Below are 17,347 nucleotides of genomic sequence, written 5' to 3' on the forward strand. Positions count from 1 at the left end.
GTTCGCTCGGTCAACTCTTGCCGGTGGCCGCGCCCAGCAGCCGCATGCGGCCCTTGGGCGACATGGCATCCAGCATCTGGTTCACGAAGCGCTCCTGCACGCGGTAGGCGTTGTGCTCGTCCGCTTCGATGGTCGACACGCGCACGAGCATGCCGTCGGGGATCTTGCCCGTCAGGCCGTACAGGAAGCGCTGGTATTTCTGGCCGAGGCCGGACATGACGGCCTTGTCTCCGATCGTCACCCAGTACGTGATCGGTTCGTTGCGGGCGTTCTGGCGCGCCACGAGGCGCTTGACGGGGACGTTGCCGTAATGGGTGGCGAGCTCGCCCTTCTCGTCATGGACCATGTCGAAGCCCTGCGCCACGTAGCACACTTCCGGCAGGTGCAGCTGCAACTGCTTGCTCTGGTCGCCGCCATAGGCGATCGACAGCATCACACGCTGGCCCGCGTCGTTGACGTAGGTGCGCGCCAGTGTCTGGTCGTACAGGGTGGCGATGAGTTCCTTCTGCGTCTCGTCGGGCGTCAGCGGCACGACGGTGTCGTCGACCGTCCAGTTGCCGAAGCGCTTGGGAATCATGGCATCCAGGTCGAACTTGTCCTGGACGGCCGCCACCTTCTCCTTCGGCGTGAGGGCACCCGTCAGCGCGGACGTGCCGGCCATCGTCGCGCCCAGGATCACGCTGGCGAGGAATTTCCGGTTCATGCCGCCTCCCTGCGCCGGATGGTCCATTGCAACGCGGAGTCGATCGACAGGATCAGCACGAGCGCCGTCACGAACAGGACCATGCCGGCAAAGCCGTGCAGGAAGCCCTGCCCCGCCGCGTCGCCGAAGTAATACGTGATCAGCGTCAGCACGACGACGCGGATCACGTTGGCGGAGAACGAGATCGGAACGATGAACAGGGCCAGGCCGATGTTGCGGAATGCCGAGGGATGGCGCATCAGGTTCAGGTAGAACAGGCCCAGCGCCTCCAGGGTCAGCAGGGTCTGCAGGCCGGCGCAGGCGTCGGCCACGAGCAGCTGGTACTGGCCGATCTGCAGGATCACGCCGGAGCGGCTGATCGGGTAGCCGAACGCGAACAGCAGGTGCTCGGTTCCCCATGACACGGCCATCTTCATCGGCATCGTCACGGCCGCCACGAATTCGCTGGGCAGCGGCACCATGAACAGCATGAAGAAGAACGGGAACCACAGCACCAGCAGCGCCCGCCCGCCGCGCTTGACGAGCAGCACGGCCGCCATGACGAGGATGATCGACAGGATTTCCAGCATCAGGATGTGCTGGGAACGCCCGAGCAGGTGGACGACGAGGCCGATGGCGAGGATGGGCCAGCCGGCCCAGCTCGAACGTGCGGGCGTCGTCGCCTCCAGCACCTCGGGCCATTTGCGGTAGATGAGCCACAGCGCCAGGCCGAAGATGATCGGCCCGTGGCCCTGCTCTTCGCCGATCCACGGGCCGGTGAACAGGTCGTAGAACGTGGGAACGAACAGGATGGCCAGGCCGAGGAAGACGGGCCACCATTCGGGCAGGACGGCGCGCAGCGCGCGCAAGTCCGGCGCGTGTTGCCGCATTCTGCCGGCGCGTACTCCGGTTTCCATGTCAGAACTCCATCACCACCGAGCCGAGGACTTCGCAGCCGGCGTCGACCAGTTGCTCGGCGGCGCGGCCGATGTGCGAAATGCGCGTGTAGTTCTTGCGCGTGACCAGCAGGGCGCCGCCGGCGCGGCTCGCCACGGCGACGGAATCCACGCCGACCTGGAACGGGGGCACGTCGTACAGCACGATGTCGTAGCGGCTCTCCAGCTGCGTGTTCAGGTTGCGAAAGCCTTCGCGGGCGAGCAGTTCCTGCGGGTTCGGCGGCAACGTGCCGGCCGGCATGATCGACAGGTCGACGAACGCGGGCACCCGCGCGATCACGTCGAGGTCGGCACGGCCGGCCAACAGGTCGGACAGGCCCTGGCGCGGCTTGAGCGCGAACGCGTCCTGCTGGCGCGGGGCGCGCAGGTTCGCGTCCACCAGCAGCGTCTGCTCGCCCAGCTGGGAGAACACGATCGCCAGGTTGGACGCGAACAGCGCGGCGCCGTCTTCCGGATCCACGCCGACGATGGCCAGCGCGCGCCGCCCGCGCGCGAACCAGCGCAGCATCAGCTGGCTGCGGATCGCGCGCAGCGATTCGACTTGCGGACAGAACGGATCGTAGGCCGCGAGCAGCTTCGGCGACAGGCCGGCCTGGCCTTTCTGCAGATAGGGATAGGAGAACTGGCGCGCCAGCACCTGCTGGATGTCGTCTTCGCTGACCAGGCCCAGGCGCACGGCCGCCTCGCCGAAGCGGATGCCGGTCTCCTTCTGCATGCGCAGCACGCGCTCGGCATCTTCCGGATTGAGCTTGCCCGAGTCGAGCAGCAGCGCGCCCATGCTCGTTTCCGCACTCTGACGTTCCAGCTCATGCGCGGCAGGCCGCGTGTTTAGGATCGGGGAGTTCATGTTGGAGTCCAAGAGTCAGTTAAGACGGAGCAGGCGACGCGGCGTCATCAAGGACCGTAGTGATCCCATCCTTCCGCGCGCCCGGCCATGGGGCAAATTCCATTCGATCGTGCCGAGCACCGGGATGCCCAGCATTTCCTTGACGTCGCTGGCCGAACGCACCGGCCGGTTCAGCAGTTCCAGCAGCAGGGCCAGGCCGACACCGAGGATCGTGCCGAGCAGGAACGCGACCAGGGTGTTGAGCAGCACGCGCGGTCCCGAAGGTTGGGTCGGCGGCACGGCCGGGTTCAGCACCGAGATGTCGGATTGCTCGGACTGGGCTTCGATGCGGGTCTGCGAGAAGCGCTGCGACGCGGCATCGAAGGCGCGCTGGGCGCTGTCGAGGTCTTTCAGCAGCACGCCCAGTTCGTCGCGTGCGCGGTTCATTTCCAGCACTTTCGCTTTTTGCTGGGCCACGGCTGCGCGCAGATCCGCTTCGCGCTGGCGCAGCACTTGGGCGTTCGCGCCCACGCTGCGCGACACGGTGCCGAGGGCGGCGTTCAGCTCGGCGCGCACCTTGTTGAGCTCGGCCTTGGCGGCCTGGTATTGCGGGTGGTTGCGGCCGTAGCGCTGGGCCGTGTCGGCGAACTTGCCTTCGGCCTGGGCCACGTTGGCGCGCATGGATTGGATCAGGGCGTTGTTGGCCACGTCGGGCGACGTCAGCGCCGAGCCGGCCGCGCCCTGCCGCGCCGTGCCTTCGATCGCGGCCGCCTGCGCGGCGACGAGCTGGGCCGACAAATCGTTCAGGCGCGCCAGTTCGACGTCCACGCGGTTGTTATCGAGGCTCACGATGCCCTTCTCCTGCTGATACTTGGACAGGCGGGCCTGCGCCGCTTCGAGGTTGTCGCGCAGCTGCTTGGTCTGCTCGTTGAAGTACGCGGCCGTCTTCTTGGCCGGATCGGTCTTGAGCTGCACGGAGATCTTCTGGTACTCGTCGGCGAACGCATTGGCCACCGCGGCCGCGAATTGCGGGTCGGCGCCCTTGAAGCTGATCTCGACGACGGACGATTCGCGCGACGGCACGATCTCGAGCTTCTTCAGCAGCAGGTCGGCTAGCCAGTCGCGCACGGAACCCTGGCCGTCGGTCGCATCCTTGAACTGCTCGATGACCGCCGGGCTATTAGCCAGATGCAATGCATCGACGACCCGCAGCGCCACGTTCTTGCTGCTGATGATGTCGATCTGCGTGGCCATATAACCCGGCAGCAATTGCCCGGGCATCGTCAGCCCCGTCAACGGATCCACGCCTTTGTAGTTCAACAGAACGGATGCCGTTGCCTTGTACGTCTTGGACTGGATCAGGCTGAACCCGAGGGCCAGCGCGACCGTGACCAGCAGGGTCGTCAGGATGATCTTCTTCCGTGCAAGCAAGATCAGCAGGAATTGATGGACGTTCATGATGAACCTTTAAAACGGAGTGGAACAAAAGACCAGGGCCGCCGCTACATCAGAACCACGATTCTTTGACCGTGATGACGTCGTCGGTCTGCACGAGGTCATCCGCCTTCGCATCGATCGTGTGCATCGTCCCGTTCGCATCGCGGCGCGTGATGCGCAGGCCGCGCTGCGTACCGCGCTGGGTCAGGCCGCCGCCGGCCGACAGGGCCTGCTGGACGGTCATCGCGCGCTCGAGGCGGAACGGCCCCGGACGCTGCACCTCGCCCGTGATGTAGGCACGCGGCGCACGCTCGACGAAGATGATGTCGCCACCGGCGACTTCGTAATCGCGGTTCATCTCGCCCTTGCGCACCATGTCGACGACGTCGATCGTTTCGCGCTTGGTGACCCCGTTGTGGGTGCGCACCAGGGTGACCATGTCGCCGCCTTCGGCACCGATGCCGCCCGCCAGGGCCAGCAGGTCGAGCACCTTGCGCGGACCGTCGACCGGATAGCGGCCCGGACGGTTGACCTGGCCCAGCACCGACACCTGCTGGCTGGCCAGCGTGGTGATCAGGAGGTTGACCTGGGCCTTCTTGAGATAACCGCCCTTCTCCAGCAGGTTGCCGATTTTCTTTTCCGCCTGTTGCGTCGTCAGGCCACCGACCTGCACTTCGCCCAGCAGCGGGAAGGTCATGGTGCCGCTCTCCGACACACGCGTTTCGGTCGCGAGGTCGGGGCTGCCGTAGACCGACGCCTTGACCACATCGCCCGGGCCCAGCAGGATTTCGGCGGCGCCCGTCATGCCGGCGCCGAATGTCAGGACTGCCGCGATCATCCAGTGTACGAATCGTTTCATGTTCACTCCTTCTTGTTCGTCAAGGTGGTTCGAATTACTTCAATCCGGCGACGCCGCGGTCGAGCGCTGCCTTGTCGGGTCCGGATGCGTTGTCGGCCGGTGCGGTGCCTTCGGGGACGGCGGCGGCCGGTGCGGCGGGGTCGGCGTTCGCCACCGCGCTGGACGGCGCCGCGCCGGCGGGCGAGGCCGGCGCGGACTTGGGATCGGGCACCATCGATTTGTTCAGGTAGACGATCTTCGCGTCCGCGCGCAGGCGCTTCAGCTCGGCCGCGGCCAATTCCTTGTTCTTGCGATTCATGAGGAATTGCTGGATCTGGTTCGACGCGACCGCCAGGTTCACCGGCGCGTCCTTGATGTCGGCGACGGTAATGAACATCGCGCGCGGTCCTTCCTTGACGACGAAGAGCTGCCCCTTGGGCATGCCCAGCAGCTTGGACGACAGTTGCGGCGGCACGTCGGCCGTCGAGCGCGTGACCTGGTTGCGGCCGTACTTGATCTTGTGCGCGTCCAGCCACACCGCGACTTCCTCCAGCGACTTGGCGTGGTCGGCCGCGCTGCGCAGCTCGGGCGTCAGGTCGTTGGCGGAAATCACGAGTTCGTTCATACTGAACTGCTTACGGTTGGAAAAGAATTCCGGATGCTTGTTGTAGTATTCCTCGACTTCCGCCGGCGTCGGTTTCGCCACGTTGCCGATGCGCTTTTGCAGATAGGCCTGAGCGATGATCAGCGCGCGGGCGCGGTCGATCGCCTGCATGACCTTCGGGTCGCGGTCGAGGTTTTCCTTCGCCGCCGCTTCCTCCAGCAACTGGCGATCGATCAAGACCTGCAGCAATTGTTTGCTGGCGGCATCCTGCTGGGCGGCCGACACGCCGGCGCGCTGCAATTCCTCGTTGAGCTGGAGCACCGTGACCTCTTCCCCGTTCACGCTCGCCAGCGCCTGGCCGGGTTTCTTGTCCTTCGCCTTGTCGCTGCACGCGCTCAAGGTTGCCGCAACCAGGATCAGCGCGGCGCACAGCACGCGCTTGGGAGTCGTAGGGGAAGATATCTTCATGATGGCAGCCACGTAGTTGTTGTTCAAGTTGGATTCCTTAGGGCACGTCGAAAAACCTACTGCGCGTTGCAGGTTTGGCGGGGGCGCCGAGCCTTGCGATGCTCGCTGTACTATTCGTACAGCTGCGCTTCTCAGCCAAACCTGCGGCCGCTCGCGACGGTTTTTCGAGGTTCCCCCTAGCCCGTTCATTCTGGGAGCCGCACGCTTCGGTATCTGTTCGTCAATTAACACTCTGCAGTATGGTTCCCTGTCGCGCGTCACGCGGCGGCCCGTTTTTCCTGATCCGCCATCAGGTCGACGAAGGCCGCGTACGCGCGCCGCAAGCCTTCCGGCAACGGCGTATGCGCCTGCCAGCCGAGGGATTTCAGCTTGGACACGTCGAGCAGCTTGCGCGGCGTGCCGTCGGGCTTGCTGGTGTCGAACGCGATGCGGCCGCGGTAGCCGACCGTTTCGCCGACGAGGCGCGCGAGCTCCGCGATCGTGACGTCCTCGCCCGTGCCGACGTTGATGTGCGAATGCATCGGATCCGTGTTTGCCGCATACGTGTCGTGGTCGAGGTTCATCACGTGGACGCTCGCCTCGGCCATGTCGTCCACGTACAGGAATTCGCGCATCGGCTTGCCGCTGCCCCAGATGACGACCTCGGGTGCGCCGCTCAGCTTGGCTTCGTGGAAGCGGCGCATCAGTGCCGGGATCACATGGCTGTTTTCCGGATGATAGTTGTCGCCAGGACCGTACAAATTCGTCGGCATCACGCTGCGGTAATCGGTGCCGTATTGCCGGTTATAGCTTTCGCACAGCTTGATGCCGGCGATCTTCGCCATCGCATACGGTTCGTTGGTCGGCTCCAGCATGCCGCTCATCAAGTACTCTTCCTTGATCGGCTGCTGGGCCAGGCGCGGATAGATGCACGACGAGCCGAGGAACAGCAATTTCTTCACGCCGCTCTGCCACGCTTCGTGCACGACGTTCGCCTGCACCATCATGTTGTCGTAGATGAACTCGGCCGGATACGTGTTGTTCGCATGGATGCCGCCGACCTTGGCCGCGGCCAGGTAGACCTGGTCGATGCGCTCGTCGCGGAAGAAGGCGCGAACCTGGGCCTGGTCGGTCAGTTCGAGTTCCGCGTGGCTGCGCGTGACGATGTTCGTGTGGCCTTGCGCGCGCAGCACGCGCACGATGGCCGAGCCGACCAGCCCGTGATGGCCGGCCACGTAGATGCGGGGTTGAGTATTCAACGTTCACTCCAATGAAATTGCAACGTTGTAGCCATGCGATGCCAGCAGCTTGAGGCGGCGCGCCGTCTCGAGGTCGTGCGCCACCATCTCCTGCACCATCGCGTCGAAAGAGGTCCGCGGCTCCCAGCCCAGCCGGCGGCGCGCCTTGCCCGGATCCCCGAGCAGCGTCTCGACTTCCGTCGGACGGAAGTATTGCGGGTCGACGGCGACGATCGGTTGGCCCACCACGACCCCGGGCGCCTTGTCGCCGTGGACGGCGGCGATCACGCCGCGTTCGTGCACGCCTTCGCCCTGCCACGCGATCTCGATGCCCAGCTCGCGCGCCGCCACTTCGACGAAGTGGCGCACGGAATACTGGCGCCCGGTCGCGATCACGTAATCCTCCGGCAGGTCCTGTTGCAGCATGAGCCATTGCATCTCGACATAGTCGCGCGCATGGCCCCAGTCGCGCAGCGCGTCGAGGTTGCCTAGGTACAGTTGCTGCTCCAAGCCTTGCGAGATATTGGCCAAACCGCGCGTGATCTTGCGCGTGACGAACGTTTCGCCGCGGCGCGGGGATTCGTGGTTGAACAGGATGCCGTTGCAGGCATACAGGCCATATGCTTCGCGGTAGTTGACCGTGATCCAGTAGGCGTACAGCTTGGCCACGGCATACGGGCTGCGCGGATAGAACGGCGTCGTCTCGCGCTGCGGCGTTTCCTGCACGAGGCCGTACAGTTCCGACGTCGACGCCTGGTAGAACCGCGTCGTCTTTTCCAGGCCGAGGAAACGGATCGCTTCCAGCAGGCGCAAGGTGCCGATGGCGTCGACGTCGGCCGTGTATTCCGGCGATTCGAACGACACGGCCACGTGGCTCATCGCGCCCAGGTTGTAGACTTCGTCGGGCCTGACCTCGCACATGATCCGGTTCAGGTTGGACGTGTCGGACAGGTCGCCGTAATGCAGGTGGAAGCGACTGTCTTCGACGTGCGGGTCCTGGTAGATGTGGTCGATCCGCTCCGTGTTGAAGAGCGAGGCGCGGCGCTTGATGCCGTGCACTTCGTAGCCCTTGGCCAGCAATAGTTCCGCGAGATAGGAACCGTCCTGTCCCGTCACACCCGTGATCAGCGCTTTTTTCATTGCCTGCTTCCCTGGCGAAATGTTATGCAAAGTCAATAAATAATTGCAATCTCATCAATTATTCTACGCAGCCCATCCGGCGCCGCAAGCGCCGATCCGTTTGAATCTGCCTCTTTAAGTCGAACCTAAGCGACCCCAAAGTGATCCCACTTAGCGGGCCCCATGGATCAGAACGCGTTCTCGCGCGTGAGCACCACTTTCACGGTCTTGAGCACGATCCACAGGTCCAGCCACAGCGACCAGTTGCGCAGGTAGTCGAGGTCGTACTGGATGCGCGCCTCCATCTTGTCCAGCGTGGCAGTTTCACCACGCAGGCCGTTGACCTGCGCCCAACCGGTGATCCCCGGTTTGACCTTATGCCGCAGCATGTATCCCTTGATCAGCTTGCGATATTGTTCGTTGTGCGCGACCGCGTGCGGACGCGGTCCGACGATGCTCATCCGGCCTTGCAGCACGTTAATGAACTGCGGCAATTCATCGAGCGACGTGCGGCGCAGGAAACGGCCGATGGGCGTCACGCGGTCGTCGTCCTTGCGGGCCTGCACGACGGTACCGCCGTTTTCCATCACCTTCATCGAGCGGAATTTGTAGACGATGATTTCCTCGCCATACAGGCCGTAGCGGCGCTGGCGGAAGATGACCGGGCCGCGCGAACTCATCCTGACGGCCACGGCGACCACCAGCATCAGCGGCGCCAGCAACAGCAGGATGAGGCAGGACAGCACGATGTCGGACGCGCGTTTGATCGTGCTGTTCAGGCCCATGAACGGCGTCTCGCAGATCGCGATGACGGGCATGCCGCCGACGTTGTCGAAGCGCGCCTGCATCAGGTCGAAGATGTAGACGTCGGGCAGGAAATAGACGGACGCCGTGGTGTCCTGCAACTCGTCGATGAGCTTGCGGATGCGCGGCTGCGCCGAGATCGGCTGGCTGATGAAGATCATCTTGATGCCGTGGCTGCGCACGTACTGCGCCAGCTCGCTCGTCTTGCCCAGCATCGGATGCGGCAGTTGGGCCGGGCGGCGGTCGCCGTCGCGGTCGTCGAAGAAGCCGCGCACCTGCATGAAGAGGTTCGGATGGCGATCGCAGACGCCGGCGAACTTGAGGCCGACGTCGTTGACGCCGACGACGACCACGGACCGCACTTCCTTGCTCGTGCCGGGCCGGTTGGCCACGCGCACGGCGATGTGGCTGCCCAGGAGAATCAGCGGCGTGGCGACGGCCCAGGCCAGCAGCACGCGCTCGTCGTAATAGTATTTGAGGCCGCTGGACGAACCGAGGAACATCAGCACGGCCAGCGTCACGCACCAGCCGAATACCGTGTCGCGCGCATACGCCCACATCCGGCCGCTGCGCCACGTGCGGTACGGGTCGACGTGCTGGTAGACGGCCGACGAAATGAAAAAGGCGAGAACCATCAACACCAGCAGGTAGCCCGAGAACGGCTCATGGAACAGCAGCGCAGACAGATACAGCGTGCCCATGATGATCAGCGGATCGAGTACGCGCTGGAAAAACGAGATCAGCGGTATGTCATTGACGGTCATAAATTCGATCAGAACTGCGCACTGGCCGACAGCGTCACGCTGTTCGACGTGAAGCTGCCGGTGCCGAGCACCACCGACCCGCTGCGCGCCTGGTGCGCAAGCCCGGCCGACACGTGCACGGTCGGGCGCGGCGACCACGTCGCGGACAGGCTGCTCGTGCGGATGGAGTCGCGGATGTCGCCCAGCCCGGCGAACGTCGCGCGGGCGTTGTAGTTGCGCCGTTCGTAGACGGCGTCGGCATTCACCTTGATCTTGGCCGTCGCATCCCATTGGGCGCCGATGCTGGCGCCCTTGTTCAGCGTATAGCTCACCACCGTGCTTTCCAGCGGCGCGAAATCGCGCCAGACGGCCGCGTTATAGGTCATCTTGCCGCGCGGCTGGTAGGTGGCCTTGATCTTGCCCGCCATGCCGCTCGTCCTGCCCGCGCCGAACGAGGGCTGGTCGCGCCGCGTGTAGCCGACGAGCGCGTCGAAGGTCGTCGAGCCCGTGGCCAGCCACAGCACCCGGGCCTTCAGCTCGTCCTGCGTGAAATTGTCGTTGAGAAGGAACGGGCCGACGGGGCGCGGATACGGATACGTGCCCTTCACCCGGCGCGCCACGAGGCCGACCGTGCTGCCGCTGCTGGGCAGGTAATCGAGCTCCAGCTCGCTCGCATCTTCCGTGCGGTTGTTGTAGCGCTGGGCGAACAGCGCGTAATCGTATTTGTCGCGCTGGAAGCCCGTGCGCACGCGCCAGGACGAGTGGAAACGCCACGCGCCTTCCGCGAACTGGGTGCGGCTGCGGCGCAGGTTGCGTTCGTTGCTCTGGAAATCGGTGTACGGCGCCAGCACCTGTTCGTAGGTCGTGCCGATCTTGCCTTCCAGGTGGTTGCCGAGTTGCCAGAACCACGTTGCCTGCAAGTCCTTGCCATCGTAATTGAGCTGTTTGAAGTGATTGAAATCGTACTTGGACAGCTTGGCCACGATGGAAATCCGTTGCCGGCTATAGGTGTTATCGAAGATTAATCCGCCCTCCCGCTGCCACCATGAATCGGCGCGGGTGCCGTCGAACGCGGGCTGGCCGTCCGGCACGCGCAGCAAGTTGTCGTCGTGGCCGTAGGCAACGCCAGCATACAGGTGGAGCGCATCGTTCGGGCCGGCGCCGGCCGGCAGCGAGAACAGGGAGCACAGCAACAGGGCAAGGGGGCGTACGCGGGAATTCAACATGGTTGTTTATCTTCTTGAAGTGTTAATTGCCGGACGACTTACCAGTAAGACCAGCTGCCGGTTCGAACCACCCACACACCCAGCAGGCCGTTGGTCACGGCATGCGCGAGGATCGGCGACCACAAGTTGCGGTGACGCATGTACAGCAGGCTGTAGGCCGCACCGGCCACGATCCCCGCAAGCCAGAGGTTATGTTCGAAGCCGAACAGCAGGACGGTAATGACGAAGCTTTTGGTACTCGGTTGAGAGGGCTCAACGGATTCGAAATCCGGGTCGTCGACCCATCGCATCAGGAAAGAACGCCAAAACAATTCCTCCATGATGGGCACGACGAGCGCGGCGCCCGCGATGCGGATCGCCACGAGCAACCAGGCGATGCGGCCGTCGACGCGCGGGTCGTAGCCGGCCGGCGCACCGACGACCATCCAGCCGGCGTCCAGGCTGATCCACAGAACGAACACGGCGACGCCCGCCGCCAGCGCGATCGCGGCGGTCGAAGGTGCCAAACGGAAACGGGAGAGTTCGTGATAGCGGCGCCAGAACAGCGCCAGCAACAAGGCCACGAGGGCGATCTTGGCGGGGTACAGCCAGCGCAGGGCGTCCGGCCGGACACCCAGGCGCTCGCTCACGTCGCCGATGACGATGAAGAGGAGATACGCGGCGAAGGGCAGGATGCGGATCCAGGCCGCGCGGTTGAACATGGGAGCGTCGGCGGGGATGGCTGCCGTGGCGGGCACGGCGTAGCGGTCGTCATGCTCAGTCATGTTTCTCCGTCAGCGGGCGCCTGGCCCGCGCTTTTCGATGCGCTAGCGCATGGACTACTCTCCCCGCGCGCGCGCTTCGAGGCGCTCCCAACGCTCCAGGGCGTCGAGCAGCGATTCCTCGATTTCCGCGAAACGCGCGTTCATGCGGCGCGCGTCGGCGGGATTGGTCTTGTAGAAGTCGGGCGCGTTCAGCTGTGCCGTGATCGCCGACTGCTCGTCTTCAAGGCTGGCGATGAGCTGAGGCAATTCCTCCAGCTCTCGCTGCTCCTTGTAACTCAACTTTACCTTCTTGCCGGATGCGTTCTGTGCGCTGGATGACATATCCGGCGCTTTCGCCGGCGCCGCCTTCTGTGCTACGGCCGGCGCCGCGGGCGCGGCCGCCGCGGTCGTCTTCACGCGCTCCCAATCGCTGTAGCCGCCGACGAATTCGCGCCACACGCCCTGCCCTTCGGACACGATGACTTGCGTGACGACGTTGTCGAGGAAGGTACGGTCGTGGCTGACGAGGAAGACGGTGCCCGTATAGTCCGTCAGCAATTCTTCCAGCAATTCCAGGGTGTCGATGTCGAGGTCGTTGGTGGGTTCGTCGAGCACGAGGCAGTTGGCGGGCTTGGCGAACAGGCGCGCCAGCAGCAGGCGGTTGCGCTCGCCGCCGGACAGCGATTTCACGGGCGAACGGGCGCGCTCGGGCGCGAACAGGAAGTCGCCCAGGTAGCTCATCACGTGCTTGCGCTGGCCGTTGATCTCGACCCAGTCGCTGCCCGGCGCAATGGTGTCGGCGAGCGACGCCTCTTCGTTCAGCTGCGCGCGCATCTGGTCGAAGTACGCCACGTTCAGGCGCGTGCCCAGCTTGACGTTGCCGCTGTCCACCGTTTCCTCGCCGAGGATGATCTTCAGCAGCGTCGTCTTGCCGGCGCCGTTCGGGCCGATCAGGCCGACCTTGTCGCCGCGCATGATCGTGCCCGTGAAATTCTTGACGATCACCTTCTCGCCATACGATTTGGAGATGTTGTCCAGTTCCGCGACGATCTTGCCGGAACGCTCGCCGGTGGCGACGTCGATGCGCACCTGGCCCTGCTGGTCGCGGCGCGCGGCGCGCTGCAGGCGCAAGTCTTCCAGGCGGCGCACGCGGCCTTCGTTGCGGGTGCGGCGCGCTTCCACGCCTTTGCGGATCCACACTTCTTCCTGAGCAAGAACCTTGTCGAACTTGGCGTTCTCGACTTCCTCGATCGCCAGCAGTTCGCGCTTGCGCTCCTGGTACTTGCTGAAATTGCCGGGGAACGACAGCAGGCGGCCGCGGTCCAGTTCGACGATGCGCGTGGCGACGTTGTCGAGGAAACGGCGGTCGTGGGTGATGAACAGCACGGAGCCGCGGAATTCGCGCAGCAGGCCTTCGAGCCACTGGATCGACGTGAAGTCCAGGTGGTTGGTCGGCTCGTCGAGCAGCAGCACGTCGGGGCTGAACACGAGCGCGACGGCCAGCGCCACGCGCTTCTGCATGCCGCCGGACAACGTCCCCATCTTCGCGTCGCCGGCCAGGCCCAGGCGGCCCAGGGTCGTCTCGACCTTGTTGCCGAGGTTCCAGGCATCCGTCGCATCGAGCTTGACCTGCAGATCGTGCATGCGCTCCATGACCGCGTCATCATTGCCTTGGCCAAATTGCCCGGTCAACGCTTCGTACTCGGCCAGCATCGCCTGCTGGTCGCCCATGCCGGTGGCCACCGCATCGAACACCGTCATGTCGGGATCGAACACGGGCTCCTGTTCGACGTAGGCGATCTTGACGTTCTGCTGCATCACGAGCAGGCCGTCGTCCAGTTTCGAGCGTCCGGAAATGATTTTCAGCAGCGACGACTTGCCGGTGCCGTTGCGGCCGATGAGTCCGACGCGCTCGCCGGCTTCCAGCGAGAAATCGGCATGGTCGAGCAGCGCGACGTGGCCGAAGGCCAGTTGCGCGGAAGTGAGGGAAATGACAGCCATGGTGTAAGCGGCCGCGACGCGCATCCGCGCGCGGACATCGATGAAAAGTGTGAGAAAGCAGGCATTGTACCGAAGGGGGACCCGGCCTGATGAATCGCCGCGTTGCGGATGGGGAATCGGTGGAATCGGCGGGAATGGTGTCGCCAGCAGGAATCGAACCTGCATCTAAGTCTTAGGAGGACCTTGTACTATCCATTGTACTATGGCGACACGCTGCGCTCGGCAGTCGACTATTCTACCTGACGGACGTGCCTCCCACAATCGCCTCGCGCACCGGGCTGCCCGCGGGCGTCAACTCAGGACCCAGTACAGGTTGTAGCGGTCGTGCGCGATGCGGTAGTACGGCACCAGCTCCCGCTTCGGGCCCGCTGCGTCCAGGTCGAACACGAGCCCGCGGTCGCGGCGCCGCACCACGGTCTCGATACCCGCACCATTCAGCTTCAGCGCAGGAACCTCGTACTTCTCGTGGATCTTCATCCCGTATCCATTTCCCGCGACGACATCGGAGCCGGGCGTGTAACCGTCCCGGCCAAGACGCCCCGCCAGCACGAGCGGGCCATACATGACCGCGACCACGCCCGGCGCGCCGGGCAAGGGCGCCGAATACACGTGCATCGGCATCTCGACCTCGAGCACGTCGCCGTCGCGCCAGGTGCGCCTGACCTCCACGTAGCGGGCGGCCTGGTCGCTCTCGGCCACGACGCGGCCGTTCAGCCGCACCGTCAGGCGCCGGCACCAGGCCGGGTGACGCAACCGGACCGCGAATTCCCTGGGCCGCGCCATCCCGAACGCCAGGCGCGCGCTACCCTCTTCCGGGAACCGCGTGGTCTGGCGCAGGCGCACGCCTTGCCCGGCCCAATGCAGCTCGGACGCGATGTACAGATTCACGAACAGGGCGTCGTTGCCGTGAAAATAGATGGCATTCCCGTGCTTCGCATGGTTCTCCATGCCCGTTCCGGTGCAACACCAGAACGATTGCTCCGGCATGCCATAGTGCTTGCGATAGCCGGGACGCGTAGGCTGGAAATAGGTCACCATGCCGCTGTCGGGGTCCTGCGAGCCGAGTATCCCGTTCAGCAGCGCGCGCTCGTAGTAGTCGGCGTAATGCGCCGACGGACTCTCGGCAAACAGCGCATGGGTCAGCCGCAGCATGTTGTAGGTGCCGCAGGTTTCCATCGTCAGGACCGAGCCCAGCCGTTCTTCCGTCTGCGGGACGGGAAAGAACTTCTCCTCGTCGCCATGCCCGCCGGTGGCATACGACCGCTGTTCCACCACGTTGGTCCAGAAGTAATGCGCAGCCTGCCGGTACGCCGTCCGTCCGGTGAGCCCATGCAGCCGCGCGAAGCCCACCACCTTCGGGATCTGGGTGTTGGCATGCAGGCCGTCCAGGATGTCGCGTCCTTCGGCCAGCGGGTCGAGCAGCGCGCGGTGGCTGAACCGTTCGGCCAGGCGCAGGTAGCGCGTCTCCCCGGTCAGCGCATGCAAGTCCGCCAGGACTTCATTCATGCCGCCGTGCTCGAGCTCGAGCATCTTCTGGAAGCGCACGTCGTCCAGCGGCCGTGCCGCCGCGTCGATCCAGTCGCCCATGCCCGTCAGGATGGGGAGTGCCTCGGCGTTGTTGGCATGCAGATGCGCGTCGCGCAATCCGGCCATGATCTTGTGTATCGTGTACCACGGCACGCCGGCGACCGGTTGCCCCGCCAGGCAATGGCGCAGTTGCGTCTCGCCGTCGGGAAATCCGCATACGAGGCGGCCGGGCGCCGCGTCGCGGCAGGCGCGCAGTTCGCTCACGACATAGTCCACCCGCGCGCGCATCGTCGCCTGCCCGGTTGCCGCCCACATCATGGAAGCCGCGCTCAGGAAGTGACCCAGCGTGTGGCCGGGACACAGATCCATCGATTCCCAGCCGCCATACACCGGCGCCCTGGGCGCCAGGCCGGCGTTGGCGCGGAAATTGTGCAGCAGGCGGTCGCAATTCAGCGATTCCAGGTAGCGCAGGTCGAGCTCCTGGGACTTGCGGAAAGGACCGTCGAGCAAGCGCACATCGGCGAGGGCGAAGGGCCGCACGGACTCATCCTTGTCCATTTCCCGGGCCGCCGCGGCGCGCCATCCCGCCAGCAGCGGCGCGGCCGCCAGCGACTGCACCAGGCGGCGCCGGCGCACGTCCGCGGGCAGCGTGTCGGCCGCGGTGTCGACGGGGTTCATGTTCTGGAATGTCATGTTGGATAGTAGGTTGTAGAGAAAGGGCGCCTGCATGGTCCAGCGTCCGCGGCCGGTCCCCTCATGCAGTGGCGATCACGACAGATTGTACTTCATAAATAAAAAACATCCGCATAAATCCGCTGCACGTCCGCGCAAACGCCACGCCGGGCGCGGGCGCGTCGCGTCATGGACGATCCGCTCATTCCCGGCTTATCGAAGCCTCAATTCTGACTTACACAGGACAATAAAATCCCGATGTTTTCGCCGGAAGAATTGAATGACCGCGACGTAGCTCTAGTTATCCCTCGCGGGTACTAATTCACCCTACCGATCAAAAGGGCGGGGCGGTGATTACGTCCAGTGGTGCCAGCTGTGCAAGCAATACCAAATGCTCGACAGCTTTAACCTTTTGCAAGTGCCCTAACGTAGATGTGCCACCTAAAGCCAATGCCGGGACGAACCCATACATTTCATCAGGCTTCAAACGGCCCAGCTTTTTTAATGCCGGAGTGAACAGGTCTGCAAAGTCGTTTGCCTGGCGGGAAAGTGCACCAAAAAACAGTCGCATGCCAAAATCCATTTTTTCGCCGACGAATCGTGATTCTCGAGGAATACAATAAGAGCCAGGCGCAAAAATGCTCAGAGAGTTACCCGTTTTTTCTCCCCAAAAATACAGCTCGCCAAAAGCACTCCGAGCGATAAGGTGATAGGCATCTTGCTCCATAAACGCAGTGTCACCAATCCATGCCTCCAGCACTGGATCATACTCTTGCGGGTCAACTGTCCAGAACAGCCCCTCAGCGTAGCCACACCACCCATGCTCTTCCCAGTAGCTCAACAATTGATCGGGTAGCTTTCCCCGGTATCGATCAATGCTTGAGGGCGGCACATAACGCCGGTCGATTGCTGGGCCGAACCCGCTCAAAAAACCAGCAAAGTCTTCATCCATTTTTTGATTTTCCTCTTATTTGCATCGTTCAAGTTTTGCATTCATTTTGACATTACGCATAGCCTCGGGGACTTGGTGCGCAGCCTTGTCCAACTCCGCTAAACGTTGCCCCTTATTCCACTGCGCACCGAGGCGCGAGTTAATATTACGATCCCCAAAGTCACTGATTTTATCCTTGCCCGCCACTACCATATCCGGGTTATGCAGTGCTGCTAGTGTCCTCATCTTTTCGGCAGCTATTTCGTTGGATTTTGCATCGGCTTCTGCCCAGGACATCCCTTTTTCGCGCAGATCACTAAAGGCACTTGCTTTTAAGGCATTTTGATACCCCACTCGGGCATTTCTCGCCACGCTGGGATCTCGGACCGATAGGCCATCATTAAATGCTTGACGTCCCTTGAGATACTCATCGACCGTCATGTTGTTAATCCCAGCCTCTTGGCCTGCGAGCTGGCGATCAAACTCCGGAAACTTCCCTTGGGGCAGGCCATTGGTTTTGAAGCACGGTACCTTTTTCTTGGGCATGCCTTTT

General features: G+C 63.7%; 15 protein-coding genes and 1 tRNA gene. All 16 read right to left on the bottom strand.

Translation table 11 applies throughout. From position 1 onward, the window contains the following. Nucleotides 1-10: 10 nt before the first annotated feature. The 16 genes from epsI to ISF28_RS16720 all read right to left on the bottom strand — a co-directional run bounded on the left by epsI (nt 11) and on the right by ISF28_RS16720 (nt 17,340). Nucleotides 11-703: an exosortase-associated protein EpsI, B-type gene (epsI, locus tag ISF28_RS16645; RefSeq protein WP_198118297.1), complete on the bottom strand. Its 693-nt coding sequence runs from the start codon at nt 701-703 to the stop codon at nt 11-13. Continuing rightward, nucleotides 700-1,599 carry an exosortase B gene (xrtB, locus tag ISF28_RS16650; RefSeq protein WP_198118298.1) on the bottom strand — a complete coding sequence of 300 codons (900 nt, stop codon included), beginning with the start codon at nt 1,597-1,599 and terminating at the stop codon, nt 700-702. The genes epsI and xrtB overlap by 4 nt, the downstream gene beginning before the upstream one ends. A gap of 1 nt (nt 1,600) precedes the next feature. Further along, nucleotides 1,601-2,485 carry a chain length determinant protein tyrosine kinase EpsG gene (gene epsG, locus ISF28_RS16655; protein WP_198118299.1) on the bottom strand — a complete coding sequence of 295 codons (885 nt, stop codon included), beginning with the start codon at nt 2,483-2,485 and terminating at the stop codon, nt 1,601-1,603. A gap of 15 nt (nt 2,486-2,500) precedes the next feature. Next, nucleotides 2,501-3,922 carry a chain length determinant protein EpsF gene (gene epsF, locus ISF28_RS16660; RefSeq protein WP_198118300.1) on the bottom strand — a complete coding sequence of 474 codons (1,422 nt, stop codon included), beginning with the start codon at nt 3,920-3,922 and terminating at the stop codon, nt 2,501-2,503. A 49-nt stretch (nt 3,923-3,971) separates the two neighbouring features. Next, nucleotides 3,972-4,760, bottom strand: coding sequence for a polysaccharide export protein EpsE (epsE, locus tag ISF28_RS16665; RefSeq protein WP_198118301.1), 789 nt, complete (start codon nt 4,758-4,760; stop codon nt 3,972-3,974). 34 nt (nt 4,761-4,794) lie between these two features. Beyond that, the gene (locus ISF28_RS16670; protein ID WP_307727451.1) at nt 4,795-5,838 is read right to left on the bottom strand and encodes an EpsD family peptidyl-prolyl cis-trans isomerase; all 1,044 of its coding nucleotides are present in this window, start codon (nt 5,836-5,838) and stop codon (nt 4,795-4,797) included. A gap of 230 nt (nt 5,839-6,068) precedes the next feature. Continuing rightward, entirely contained in the window at nt 6,069-7,049 is a 981-nt protein-coding gene (gene fcl, locus ISF28_RS16675; RefSeq protein ID WP_198118302.1) for a GDP-L-fucose synthase, read from the bottom strand. Nucleotides 7,050-7,052: 3 nt separating this feature from the next. Beyond that, nucleotides 7,053-8,168, bottom strand: a complete 1,116-nt coding sequence (gene gmd / locus ISF28_RS16680) for a GDP-mannose 4,6-dehydratase (protein ID WP_198118303.1) — start codon at nt 8,166-8,168, stop codon at nt 7,053-7,055. Nucleotides 8,169-8,335: 167 nt separating this feature from the next. Continuing rightward, on the bottom strand, nt 8,336-9,715 hold the full coding sequence (locus ISF28_RS16685) for an undecaprenyl-phosphate glucose phosphotransferase (RefSeq protein ID WP_198118304.1): 1,380 nt from the start codon (nt 9,713-9,715) through the stop codon (nt 8,336-8,338). Nucleotides 9,716-9,723: 8 nt separating this feature from the next. Then, nucleotides 9,724-10,920 carry an XrtB/PEP-CTERM-associated polysaccharide biosynthesis outer membrane protein EpsL gene (epsL, locus tag ISF28_RS16690; protein ID WP_198118305.1) on the bottom strand — a complete coding sequence of 399 codons (1,197 nt, stop codon included), beginning with the start codon at nt 10,918-10,920 and terminating at the stop codon, nt 9,724-9,726. Between the two features lie 38 nt (nt 10,921-10,958). Further along, a complete protein-coding gene (locus ISF28_RS16695) occupies nt 10,959-11,684 on the bottom strand; it encodes a CAAX prenyl protease-related protein (protein WP_198118306.1) in 726 nt (241 codons plus the stop codon). Nucleotides 11,685-11,738: 54 nt separating this feature from the next. Then, nucleotides 11,739-13,664, bottom strand: coding sequence for an ATP-binding cassette domain-containing protein (locus ISF28_RS16700; RefSeq protein WP_198118307.1), 1,926 nt, complete (start codon nt 13,662-13,664; stop codon nt 11,739-11,741). A 135-nt stretch (nt 13,665-13,799) separates the two neighbouring features. Next, a tRNA-Arg gene (locus tag ISF28_RS16705) sits at nt 13,800-13,874 on the bottom strand. Nucleotides 13,875-13,955: 81 nt separating this feature from the next. After that, on the bottom strand, nt 13,956-15,884 hold the full coding sequence (locus ISF28_RS16710) for a glycoside hydrolase family 127 protein (protein WP_198118308.1): 1,929 nt from the start codon (nt 15,882-15,884) through the stop codon (nt 13,956-13,958). Between the two features lie 313 nt (nt 15,885-16,197). After that, on the bottom strand, nt 16,198-16,815 hold the full coding sequence (locus ISF28_RS16715) for a GAD-like domain-containing protein (RefSeq protein ID WP_198118309.1): 618 nt from the start codon (nt 16,813-16,815) through the stop codon (nt 16,198-16,200). Between the two features lie 15 nt (nt 16,816-16,830). Beyond that, a complete protein-coding gene (locus ISF28_RS16720) occupies nt 16,831-17,340 on the bottom strand; it encodes a polymorphic toxin type 15 domain-containing protein (protein ID WP_198118310.1) in 510 nt (169 codons plus the stop codon). Between the last annotated feature and the right edge of the window lie 7 nt (nt 17,341-17,347).

Source organism: Massilia rhizosphaerae, assembly GCF_016093545.1.
GTDB lineage: Bacteria > Pseudomonadota > Gammaproteobacteria > Burkholderiales > Burkholderiaceae_D > Telluria > Telluria rhizosphaerae.